Here is an 11937-nt window from a genome sequence, read left to right as displayed (position 1 = left end):
ATCGCCAGTTTTCAGATTGCTCGTTTTCAGATCGCTGGCGAAACCGGAGCGATGCTCGCAGTCTTGTCGACCCGGCGTTCCCGCCAGATGATGTAGAGGCCGGAGCCGATGATGATGGCAATGCCCAGCCATTTCAGCGCGTCGGGCAGGTGGTCGAAGACCAGCCAGCCGAAGATCGTCGCCGAAACGATTTCGAGATACTGCAGCGGCGCCAGCACCGAGGCCGGAGCCGAGCGATAGGCATAGACCCCGAGCACGCCCGATATGGTGGCGGTAACGCCGACGCCGAGCAGGTAGAACCAGGTGTTGCCCTCTGGCCAGACCGGATCGAAGATGCTGGACCCGCTGCCTTCGCCCAGCCAAAGTAGAACGAGACAGAAAAGCCCGCCCCAGATGCCGGCGTGGAACTGCATCGACCAGGGGTCCTCGTTCTGCGCGACCATGCGCGTCACCAGCAGGAACACCGCAAGGCCGAAGGCGGCGACGATCGGCAGCAGCGCGATCAGCCCGACCTCCTGCATGCTCGGCTGGATGACGAGCAGCGCGCCGAAAAACCCCACACCACAGGCGGTGTAGCGCCGCCAGCCGATGGTTTCCTTCAGGAAGATGCTACCGAGGATGGTGAGGATGATCGGTTCGACGAAGAAGATGGCGATGGCGTCGGCCACCTCCATCACCTTCAGCGTGGTGATGAAAGAGAGCATGGTGATGACGAGCAGGCCGCCGCGCAACGCGTGCAGCCCGGTCTTGCGCCAGGTGAGATCGAAAAGGCTGCCGCGCACCAGCACGATGGGCAGGATGAACACGACCTGCAGGATGAAGCGCACCGCGGTGATCTGCGCCGAGGGAACGGTTGCGATCGCGAGCTTGGCGAAGATGTCGATCAGCGGCGACAGGAGCACCGAAAGGACCATCAGCGTCAGGCCGAAGGAAATGCGGTCGTTTGCGTTCTTGGCCGTGGGAAGGGACATGTCTGCCATGGTGATTTCGGTTCAGCGCCTCTGGCCGGCCGCGGCCCCGGCGGCGGCAGGCGTGCCGGTAACGGAGGTTGCGACGGCCTGTTGGCACCAGGCGGCAAAGTCCGCTGCCGCCTTTTCGCGGCCGATCTCGTTGAGCGTCTCGTGGCGCATGCCCTCATGGATGGTCACCGACACGTTCGTCATGCCGCGTGCCTTCATGCGCTCGCCGAGCCACCGAACGGCGTTGCCGTTTTCGGTCGAGGGATCGGCGCTGCCGCCGACGAGATGGACAGGCAGATTGGCGGGAAGGCGCGCCAGACGGTCGGTGCGGGCGCCGGCAAAGGCAAGCCGCATCAGGTCCAGCCAGAGCGATACCGTCGCATCGAAACCACAGAGGGGGTCTGCGATGTATTTCGCCACTTCCTCCGCGTCGCGCGACAGCCAGTCGGAACCGGTCTTGCGGTCCTTGATCGCCTGGCCCCAGGCGCCGAAGGTGAGCTTCGACAACAGCGGGCTCGGCACATCGGAGCCCTTGAGCGCCTTTTCGATCTTCAGGATCAACTGGCCGCCGCGGCCGGCGATGCCAGGACGGAAGTTGGAGTTCCAGACGGCGAGCGCGTCATAGAGGCCGGGATCGGTCTCTGCGGCATTGAGTGCGATGAGACCACCCATGGAGTGGCCGAAGAGAATGACCGGCAGGCCCGGATGCGCCTCAAGGGCAAGCGCGCGCATGGCCTTGATGTCGGCAAACACCTTGCCGAGGCCATTGCTGTTCGAAAACATCGCAAGCGGCGCATCCGGCGCGCGCGTCGCCCCGTGCCCGCGGTGATCATGAGCATAGACGTGAAAGCCGTGGCCGGCCATCACTTCCGCGAAGCGGGCGTAGCGGCCGGAATGTTCGGCAAGGCCATGGCTGACGAGCAGAATGCCACGCGCGTCGGTGGTCGCCGGAAAATGGCGCCAGCTCAAAAGAGCGCCGGTCGGGCTTTGATGCGTCCTCACCTGCCCGAACATGCCTTCTCCCGGACCAATCGTCAGCTTTGGCGATATCAAATCGATTTGGGAGGGAAAGGCAATCGCGGCTTGGTGATCTCTGCGCATGAGGTCACAAGCGATTTCCCGCACCTGTAATTTCCAGTTGCAATTTTCCCGTTATGGGCGATATTTGTTCTCGTTTTGTTTTTCGGGAGAGTGTCATGGCATCTTGGAGAAATGCGATATCACGTTCACTGGCAGGTGCTGCGGTGGCGCTGGCGATGTTGCTTGCACCGTCGACCCCGGCTCTGGCGCAGGAGGCGGCAGGTAGCGCGGGGCAAACAGGCGCGGGACGGACGGACTATGTGCTGGCGGTCAGCTGGCAACCGGGCTTCTGCGAGACGCGGCCGGATCGCAAGGAATGCGTGAGCCAGACGGCGGACCGGTTCGATGCCACCAACCTGTCGCTGCACGGGCTCTGGCCTCTGCGCAAGAGCTATTGCGGGGTCGCGGCCGAGATGCGCAGCCAGGACCGCACAGGCAACTGGCTCGACCTGCCGAAGCTCGGCCTGACCGACGATACCGCCGCGAGGCTGCTGGTCGCCATGCCGGGTGTGCAATCGGGCCTCGACCGCCACCAATGGCTGCGCAGCGGCACCTGCCAGGGCGGCACGGTCGACGACTATTTTGCGGCGCAATTGCGCATGCTTGATGAGCTCAACCGGTCCGCCGTCGGCACGCTCTTTCGAGGGCGCATTGGTTCCGAACTCGACGAGACGTCGATCAAGCAGGCCTTCGACCAGAGCTTCGGAGCGGGCGCGGGCGACCGGGTGCGCATGCGCTGCCAGACGGTGGCAGGCCGCAGCGTGATCACCGGGCTCACGATCGGGCTCACCGGCGACGTCTCGGGCAAAACAGGTCTTGCATCGCTGATCCAGGCAGCCGGGCCGACCGAGTTCAAATGCGCCAGGGGCATTGCCGACGCGGCAGGGCGCGGATAGCGGCGGACGAGGGCTGCCGGCATGGGATAGGCGGGGGCAAGCGCCTTTGGCGATTGCCCCTTTGCACTAATTCGCCTACATAGCGGGCAAATTTCCTTCCCATGCGGAGCTTTCCTTTATGGCACGTCAATTCATCTATCACATGGCCGGGCTGAACAAGTCCTACGGCGCAAAGAAGGTCCTGGACAACGTTCATCTGTCGTTCTACCCGGACGCCAAGATCGGTATCCTCGGCCCGAACGGCGCCGGTAAGTCGACGGTGCTGCGCATCATGGCCGGCCTCGACAAGGAATATACCGGCGAGGCCTGGATCGCCGACGGTGCGACCATCGGCTACCTGCCGCAGGAGCCGCAGCTCGACCCGACCAAGACCGTGCTTGAAAACGCCATGGAAGGCGTTGCCGCCAAGACCGCCATCGTCGAGCGCTACAACGAACTGATGATGAACTATTCCGACGAGACGGCGGAAGAGGGCGCAAGGCTCCAGGACATCATCGACAGCCAGAACCTGTGGGACCTGGAAAGCCAGGTCGAAATGGCTATGGAAGCGCTGCGCTGCCCGCCGGGTGATGCCGACGTGACCAGCCTCTCGGGCGGTGAAAAGCGCCGTATCGCGCTCTGCAAGCTGCTCCTGTCGCAGCCCGACCTGCTGCTGCTCGACGAACCGACCAACCATCTCGACGCCGAGACGATCGCCTGGCTCGAAAAGCACCTGCGCGAATATCCGGGCGCCGTGCTGATGATCACCCACGACCGCTACTTCCTCGACAACGTTACCGGCTGGATCCTCGAGCTCGACCGCGGCCGCAGCATTCCCTACGAAGGCAACTACTCGGCCTACCTCATCGCCAAGGCCAAGCGCATGCAGCAGGAAGGCCGCGAAGAGGCCTCCCGCCAGAAGGCGATCGCGCGCGAACAGGAATGGATCGCATCCAGCCCGAAGGCGCGCCAGGCCAAGTCCAAGGCGCGTATCCGCTCCTATGACGAACTGGTCGATGCCGCAGAAAACCAGCGTCCTGGCGACGCCCAGATCATCATCCCGGTCGGCGAACGTCTCGGCCAGGTGGTCATCGAGATGGACGGCGTCACCAAGGGCTATGGCGATCGCCTGCTGATCGACGGTCTTTCGCTGAAGCTGCCGCCGGGCGGCATCGTCGGCATCATCGGCCCGAACGGCGCCGGCAAGACCACGCTGTTCCGCATGATCACCGGCCAGGAGAAGCCCGATAGCGGTTCTATCCGTATCGGCGAGACGGTGCATCTGGGCTATGTCGATCAGAGCCGCGATGCGCTCGACGGCAACAAGACCGTCTGGGAAGAAATTTCGGGCGGTGCCGAAGTCATCAAGCTCGGCAAGTACGAGATGAACTCGCGCGCCTATTGCTCGACCTTCAACTTCAAGGGCGGCGACCAGCAGCAGAAGGTCGGCAACCTCTCGGGTGGTCAGCGCAACCGCGTCCACCTCGCAAAGATGCTGAAGGACGGTGGCAACGTGCTGCTGCTCGACGAACCGACCAACGACCTCGACACCGAGACGCTCGCAGCCCTCGAAATCGCGCTCGAAAACTTTGCCGGCTGCGCCGTCATCATCAGCCACGATCGCATGTTCCTCGACCGCCTGGCGACCCATATCCTCGCCTTTGAAGGCGACAGCCAGGTCGAATGGTTCGAAGGCAACTTCGAAGACTACGAAAAGGACAAGATCCGTCGCCTCGGCCCGGATTCGGTCAACCCGAAGCGCGTCACCTACAAGCGCCTGACGCGTTGATGTTCCGGCACGTCGCGCGGGTCGAGGTCTGCGCGACGTGCCCATTTCCTGCGGCACGCTTGCCTCCGGCGTAGCGCGGCCCTGAAAAATGCACGAACGCCGAAACGTCACGGCGGCCATGGCGCGTCAGGCTGACGCGCGGTGCGGCGGGGCTTCGGACCCGAGATGATGTGAGGAAGCGGGCAAGCCCGATCTCCTGCGCAGAATTTTGAAAGGGAGTCCGGCTCCCTGGCAAACCGGCGTGCATGTCGGAAGGTCACTTCGATACTGTATTGCACGCGTTGACGGATCGCTCTGCCGGCAAATTGCTGAGGGCGGATGCCTTTGATGAGCCACACTTGACGCATCGGAAAATCCTCTCTGGCAAAAGGCCGAAGGGCTCCGCAGTGAGGCAACAATCTCCAGGCAGGTTCTGATCCGCCTCCGATCGGCTGTCGCTGCCATAAGAAGTCGGGCGGAGTATCTTCCTGCCGTTCGTGAACACCTTCACCGCACCGACACGTTCGACATGATGCTTGATCTGCTGATCGAAGGGCAAGCGCGGTCGGATCGCAGGCCGGGCGTCCCGCCCAGCATCTGATCGTTTTCCGGGTCTTCGGCCTCCAGCGCTTGATCTTTGAACGGAAGCGATCCTGTTGGCTCGCGACGGCTGTTCCACACGGGGGATGGCGCTGAGCGATACGGATCCATCGGGAGCGCCGACCGATACTGTGCGGGGACGGTTTCGGCCAAGCCGAAGGGTCCGATGAATTCGGCCATCGCCGCCGTCTCGACCACGGCTGCCGTCTCGCTCTTTGCCAGCTGCCTTGGGCCTGGCCAAATTTCCGCGGATGAAAGTTTCGGATCAGGAATGAAGCGCGCTAGTCGAAAAGGCTCGAGACGCTTTGCTCGCTCGCGGTACGGGAAAGGGCTTCGCCGATCAGGGGCGCAATACTGATGCGCCTGATATTGCGGGTTTGACGCTGCGCCTCGGTTTCAACGATGCTGTCGGTGACGACCAATTCCTTGAGGGGGCTTGCGCCAATGCGTGCGCAGGCGCCTTCGGACAGAACGCCGTGGGTGATATAGGCCGAAACGTCTCTGGCCCCCGATTTCAACAGAGCCTCGGCGGCATTGATCAACGTGCCGCCGCTGTCGACGATGTCGTCGACGAGCAGGCAGCGTTTCCCCGACACATCGCCGATGATGTTCATCACTTCCGATACGCCCGCGCGCGGGCGCCGCTTGTCGGCGATTGCAAGATCGGTGCCGATGCGCTTGGCGATCGCGCGAGCGCGCGCCACGCCGCCGACATCAGGCGAAACGACCATCAGGTTGCTCACATCGTAGCGCTGTTTGATGTCGCGCGTCATCACGGGCGCCGAATAGAGGTTGTCGGTCGGGATATCGAAGAAGCCCTGGATCTGATCGGTGTGCAGATCGACGGTCATGACGCGGTGGACGCCCGCGCCAGCGATCATGTTGGCGACCAGTTTGGCTGAGATCGGCGTGCGGCCGGTCGCGCGGCGATCCTGGCGGGCATAGCCGAAATAGGGGATCACGGCGGTGATACGGCGCGCCGATGAGCGGCGCAGCGTATCCGTGAGGATCAGCAGCTCCATCAGGTTGCCGTCGGCCGGCGCGCTTGTCGACTGGAGAATGTAGACGTCCTCGCCGCGGACATTCTCGTGAAGCTGAACGTTGACTTCCTGGTCGGCGAAGCGCTTGACCGTGCAATCGGTCAGGGCAAGGCCCAGGTGGCTGGCAATGGCATCGGCAAGGGCGCGATTGGAGTTACCGGTCACCAGCTTCATAGGCACGATCCTGTTTCAGGAGCCTTCGGGATGAGACGCATGAGGCACCTCTAGTGACTTGCGCCGCGTTTCACAACCGGGCGTTTCGCATTCTTCGCGTAAAGGCCGTCTGGTTCGACGGGATGGCTTGCCGGATCGCCGACAATGAGCCGGTGTACGCCTTCCTTATCGCGCCGATCGGACGAGGGGGCTATGAGAGCGCAGCAACGCTTCTGTCGCATAACCTTGAAGGTGATGCACACGCTCCCTTCGCAGGCGTCACCGTAAGGCCGGAGCCGGAGCGGGGGCACGACGACACCGTCATAAGTTGCCGTGGCCGCAAGGCCAGGCGCCCGGCACGGTGCGTTTGCCAGTCGGGGTGGCGGAAAGGGCTGTTCCTTGAGCGGCATAGTTTGCTCTGTGCGCGCAAATCCGCTTGCGCCGCACGCTCAAATCACATAAACATATCTTTATGTGTTGATGGGGATTGGTATGGCGGAACTGAGAGAGCTTGGTCTCGACGCGCTGGTGGATGTGCTGAAGGCTGCGGGCGAACCGACCCGTATGCGCCTTCTCGCGCTCCTTGCCGCCGGAGACCTCACCGTCACCGATCTTACAGAAATTCTCGGGCAATCGCAGCCCCGCATTTCGCGGCACCTGAAGCTGCTCGCCGAGGTCGAACTCGTCGACCGCTATCAGGAGGGCGCCTGGGCCTATTTTCGCCTGCGCCAGGAGGGGGCCCGCGTGTCGATGGTGAGAGCCATGCTCGCTTCGGCGACCTCCGACGATGCGGTCCTGTCGCGGGACGCCTCGCGGCTCGTGACCTTGAAAAAGGCGCGGTCGGAAAAGGCGCAGGCCTATTTCAGCCGCAACGCTGCCGGCTGGGATGAACTGCGGCGCCTGCATGTCAGCGAGCGCGACGTGGAGACGGCGCTGCGCGCCATGGTCGGCGACGAGCCGGTGGAAAGCCTGCTCGATCTCGGCACCGGCACCGGCCGCATCCTGCAACTGTTCGAAGGGCTCTACAAGCGCGGTATCGGCATCGATGCCAGCCGCGACATGCTGGCCGTTGCCCGCTCCAATCTCGACCGCGCCGGCATCACCAAGGCGTCGATCCGCCACGGCGATATCTTCAATCTGCCGCTCGATGGCCAGGTGTTCGATCTCGTCACCATCCATCAGGTGCTGCACTTCCTCGAACAGCCGGAAGCGGCGATTGCCGAGGCAGCGCGCATGCTGGCGCCGGGCGGCCGGCTGGTGATCATCGATTTTGCCCCGCACGGGCTGGAGCACCTGCGCGACGAACATGCCCATGCCCGGCTTGGCTTCTCGCATCAGGCGATGACCGACTGGCTGGCAAAGGCCGGACTCGCGCTCGAAAAGACGACCGATCTGTCGCCGGAGGGCGCGGACGAAGGAAAACTGACGGTGACGATCTGGCTGGCGCGCGATCAGCGCGTCGTCGAGGAGAGCGAAGCGCCACATCAGCGCATGCAAGCAGGGGGAATTTGAGAATGACCGCACAGACGCTTTATCCCGCCGAGCGCGGCAATCTGCGGCTATCCTTCGAATATTTCCCGCCGAAGTCCGATGAGATGGAAGCGCAGCTCTTCCAGACGGCGGAAGATCTGTCCGTCTTTTGTCCCGCCTTCGTCACTGTCACCTACGGCGCCGGCGGCTCGACCAAGGCGCGGTCGCTGACGACGGTCAGAAGGATGATCGAGGAAAAGGGCTTTGCCAACACGGCGGCGCACCTGACCTGCGTCGGCGCGCCGAAGGCGGAGGTGGATGCGGTCATCGACGAGTATCTCTCTTTCGGCGTGCGGCACTTCGTGGCGCTGCGCGGCGATCCGCAGGGCGGCATCGGTAGCGCCTATGCGCCCTTTCCCGGCGGCTACGAGAGCAGCTCCGACCTGGTGCGCGCGCTCAGAGATCGCGGCGACGTCGAGATCTCGGTGTCGTCCTACCCGGAAAAGCATCCGGAAAGCCCCGATGTCGATGCCGATATCGACATGCTGAAGCGCAAGGTCGACGCCGGTGCTACGCGGGCGCTGACCCAGTTCTTCTTCGACAATGACGATTTCGAGCGTTACCTCGAGCGCGTCCGCCGGGCGGGCATCGATATCCCGATCGTGCCGGGCATCCTGCCGATCAACAATCTGGGTCAGGTGCAGAAATTTGCCGGCCTTTGCGGCGCCAGCGTGCCGGAGGTCATCGTCACCCGCCTGGCGCACCTGGAAGACCAGCCTGCCGAGCGCTTCAAGGAAGCGACGCATATCGCCGCCGAGCAGATCGTCGACCTTGCCCGGCGCGGCATCCGCGATTTCCATCTCTATACGATGAACCGGTCGCCGCTGGTCACGGCGGTGTGCGATCTCGTCGGGTTCGAGCGCGCCGATCAGTTGCCGCAGAACCAGGCGGTCCTGGCAGGGGCGGCTGCGTAAGGCACCCGCGCCCGTCGAGAACGCAGCAAAAAAGCGAAAGCGCATGAAGGTGGCCTTCATGCGCTTTCTTTTTTCCTGCAGCAACGAGGCGATTTGCTTTTCAGCTACCTCAGAGATCTCTGCTGCAAATTGGATTTCCGGAAAATTAAAGTCCCTATTTCGGTTTGGACTCTCAGCGGCCTGACTTCAGATGAAGAGCATTGTGGCCACGAATACGAACGCTGCACTAATCATGAGGACATTCAACGAATGTGTAAGTCCCATCGAAGACCCTCCTTGCGCTGACCGTTAAAACATAGGGCGAATTCACGGCGCTTGAAAGGGAAACTTGTGCTGCAGTGCGAAAGGTCGTGATCGACGGCGTCTTATCAACAGGGCTAAATTGATGAATTTGCGGTGGTTTTTGCCCCGCCACATTTTTTTCACAATCGCTGCCGGAAGGTTAATGTAAACGGATGTAACCGGGCGTGAGTGGACCGGAAGGACACGGTTTTCGGCCGCCGATGCGAGGCGATTCCCCGCTCAGGCGGCGTGTTTTCGCCTGAGCACGCGGCCATCGAGCACTACAAGTCCGGCTGCGATCAGCGCCATGCCGCCCACGTCCGCCGGCTGCAGCGTTTCGCCGAGAAAGAGGTAGCCGAGCAGGATCGCGCTTGGCGGTACGAGCAGCGTGACCAGCGACGTGTTGGTGGCGCCGACCTCGCCCATGATGCGGAAGAACAGGATGTATCCATAGGCGGTCGAGACGAGTGCGAGCCCCAGGATGGCGAGGATCGCCTCGATCGGCGGCACCGGCAGCGCCCACGGTGTGTCGACAAGGCATGCGACCGGCAGCATGATCAGCGACGAAGCGGTCAGTTGCCCGGCGGCGGTCACCGGTGGCGCGAGGCCGCGGAAGCGCTTGCCGTAGGTTGCCGCCAGGCCGTAGCTGACGGCGGCCAGCACCGGTAACAGCAGCGCCCAGAGCGGCACGCTGTTGGACGTGCCGAACAGCCCGGCGATCGCGCTCGGGCCGATCAGCACCACCGTGCCCGCAAGCCCCAGCAGGCAGCCGCCGATCTTGCCGGCGCTCAGCTTCTCGTCCTCGGTTGCCATATTGGCGATGATCACGGTCCAGACGGGCGTGGTCGCGTTGAGGATCGCCGCAAGGCCGGCGCCGACCTGGGTTTGTCCGAGAAAGATGAAGGCGTGCGGGATGGCGTTGTTGATCAGGCCGAGCAGCAGGAACTCGCGCCAGCGCCCGGCAAGTGCGGGGTAGATGCCGAAGCGTCCGCGAATGTAGATGTGCAGCGCCAGAGCGGCGAGGCCGAGCCGCAGGAACACCAGCGTGAACGGCGGCACGTGGGCGACGGCGACGCGGGCAAAGAAGAACGAGCCGCCCCAGATGAGGCCGAGCAGGGCAAGAAGCGCCCAGGTCCGCGTGGTCATCTGCTGGTTGCCGGTCGGTGCTGCGGTCATGATGCTGCTCGCGCTTTGTGCGCCGCCGCTGCCGATGCAATCGGCCGGTGCGGATGCGCCATCGAAAAGAGGCCGCGTCTTCCCCCGTGCCGACGGCAGCCGGCAGGCAAGAGCGTTGCGTCACAGAGATCTAGCGCGGGGTGGCGACGGGCACCACCCACTTCTTGCATGGCTACACATTGCGCGGCTGCCATGGGCGAGCTGCGGCGGCGATGGCGGCGTGCCGGTTGCGATGTCAGGGGAGGGAATGGACGTCCGCCCGGCTGCTGCAAACGGTTGAGCGCAGCAGCCGGGGGAGGTGCGACCGGCCAGGATCGTGGCCGGAAAGCGGTTTTAGAGCGCGTTCAGCAGGTCGAGCGTCGCCCAGCCGTCCGCGGGACGGCCGAGACGCAGCTGTTCCTTCTGGAGCGCTGCGCGCGTGCCCGAGCCCAGGATGCCGTCGACCTTGCCGACGTCGTGGCCGAGCGTCTGCAGCTTGGTCTGCAGCGCCTTCATGCCGGTGTCGTCGAGGCCCGGCTCCGGGTTGCCGCCCTCATAGGTCGGCGCGCCGCCGAGGCGGGTTGCGAAATAGGCAGCCGACGTCGTGTAGATGAACGACTGGTTCCACTCGAGATAGACGTTGAAGTTGGGATAGGTCAGGAAGGCAGCGCCCTTGCGGCCCTGCGGCAGCACCAGCGATGCTTCGAGATTGCCGAAGGCGGTGTCGCCGTTGCGCGGCTTGACGCCGAGCGCGAACCAGTCGCTGGCCTTCATGCCCGGCTGCAGGCCGGTCTTTTCCCAGGGGAGCTGCTCGGGAACGCTGACTTCCTGGATCACCGGCTGGCCGGCCTTGTAGCCGAGGCTCTGGATGAACTTCGCAGCGGTCAGGATCGCGTCGGGCGAGCTCTTCTTCAGGTTGACGTGGTTGTCGCCGTCGCCATCGACGCCATAGGCAATGATGTCCTCAGGCAGCATCTGCACCTGGCCGATCTCGCCGGCCCAGGCGCCCGTCGTCGTTGCCGGGTCGAGGTCGCCGTGCTGGACCATCTCGATGGCGGCAATCAGCTGCGGACGGAACATTTCCGGACGACGGCAGTCATGGGCAAGCGTCACCAGTGCGTCGCGGGTGTTGAAATCACCCTGAACGGCGCCGAAGTCGGTTTCCATCGCCCAGAAGGCGGTGATGACGGGGGCCGGAACGCCATATTCCTTTTCGGCACGGGCGAAGACGGCGGCAAATTCCTTCATCTTCTGCGCGCCGATATCGAGCCGCGACTTGCTGACGGTGCGCTTGGAAAACTCGGTGAAGGTCTGCTTGAACACGCCCTGGGCGCGGTCACGGCTCAAGACCTTCTCGTTGATCGCGGCGCCGGCAAGGGCCCGGTCGACGACATCGGCCGGAACGCCCTTGGCCACGGCTTCTGCCTTGACGCCCTGCAGGAAGGTGCCGAGATCGCCGCCGCACGCCGGCGCCTGCTGCGCGAGAACTGGGGAGGCGGTCAGCGCGAGGAGGGCAACGGATGCAAGCGCATGCCGGGCTTTGAGGATCATGACAATTCCTTTCTGTCGCCGCACGGCGCG

General features: G+C 63.7%; 10 protein-coding genes. 4 read left to right on the top strand and 6 right to left on the bottom strand.

Features of this window, described 5'->3' with window-relative positions:
- Positions 1-26: 26 nt before the first annotated feature.
- The gene (locus tag RTP54_RS12330) at positions 27-980 is read right to left on the bottom strand and encodes a DMT family transporter (protein ID WP_312362923.1); all 954 of its coding nucleotides are present in this window, start codon (positions 978-980) and stop codon (positions 27-29) included.
- Between the two features lie 12 nt (positions 981-992).
- Positions 993-1973, bottom strand: coding sequence for an alpha/beta hydrolase (locus RTP54_RS12325; RefSeq protein ID WP_312362922.1), 981 nt, complete (start codon positions 1971-1973; stop codon positions 993-995).
- Positions 1974-2155: 182 nt separating this feature from the next.
- Between RTP54_RS12325 and RTP54_RS12320 the strand changes: the two genes are divergently transcribed.
- On the top strand, positions 2156-2935 hold the full coding sequence (locus RTP54_RS12320; RefSeq protein WP_312362920.1) for a ribonuclease T2 family protein: 780 nt from the start codon (positions 2156-2158) through the stop codon (positions 2933-2935).
- A gap of 118 nt (positions 2936-3053) precedes the next feature.
- Entirely contained in the window at positions 3054-4703 is a 1650-nt protein-coding gene (gene ettA, locus RTP54_RS12315) for an energy-dependent translational throttle protein EttA (RefSeq protein ID WP_312362918.1), read from the top strand.
- Positions 4704-5189: 486 nt separating this feature from the next.
- On the opposite strand, the gene RTP54_RS12310 is transcribed toward ettA, so the two are convergent.
- Both RTP54_RS12310 and RTP54_RS12305 read right to left on the bottom strand, forming a co-directional pair.
- Positions 5190-5462, bottom strand: a complete 273-nt coding sequence (locus tag RTP54_RS12310) for a hypothetical protein (RefSeq protein ID WP_312362916.1) — start codon at positions 5460-5462, stop codon at positions 5190-5192.
- A 101-nt stretch (positions 5463-5563) separates the two neighbouring features.
- Positions 5564-6496: a ribose-phosphate pyrophosphokinase gene (locus tag RTP54_RS12305; protein ID WP_312362914.1), complete on the bottom strand. Its 933-nt coding sequence runs from the start codon at positions 6494-6496 to the stop codon at positions 5564-5566.
- Between the two features lie 471 nt (positions 6497-6967).
- On the opposite strand from RTP54_RS12305, the gene RTP54_RS12300 reads away from it, so the two are divergent.
- Together RTP54_RS12300 and metF are read left to right on the top strand one after the other, a co-directional pair.
- Positions 6968-7987 (top strand): metalloregulator ArsR/SmtB family transcription factor, encoded by a 1020-nt coding sequence (locus RTP54_RS12300; protein WP_312362912.1) that lies wholly within the window; start codon positions 6968-6970, stop codon positions 7985-7987.
- A 2-nt stretch (positions 7988-7989) separates the two neighbouring features.
- Complete coding sequence (gene metF, locus RTP54_RS12295) at positions 7990-8919, top strand: methylenetetrahydrofolate reductase [NAD(P)H] (RefSeq protein ID WP_112810297.1); 930 nt, start codon at positions 7990-7992, stop codon at positions 8917-8919.
- Between the two features lie 522 nt (positions 8920-9441).
- Here metF and RTP54_RS12290 read toward each other — a convergent pair.
- Entirely contained in the window at positions 9442-10377 is a 936-nt protein-coding gene (locus tag RTP54_RS12290) for a DMT family transporter (protein WP_312362910.1), read from the bottom strand.
- A 333-nt stretch (positions 10378-10710) separates the two neighbouring features.
- A complete protein-coding gene (locus RTP54_RS12285) occupies positions 10711-11907 on the bottom strand; it encodes a lytic murein transglycosylase (RefSeq protein ID WP_112816126.1) in 1197 nt (398 codons plus the stop codon).
- Between the last annotated feature and the right edge of the window lie 30 nt (positions 11908-11937).

It is taken from the genome of Ensifer sp. (assembly GCF_031989085.1).
Lineage (GTDB): Bacteria > Pseudomonadota > Alphaproteobacteria > Rhizobiales > Rhizobiaceae > Ensifer.
The sequence above is the reverse complement of the archived record's forward strand: the minus strand, read 5'-3'. Positions and strand labels throughout refer to the sequence as shown.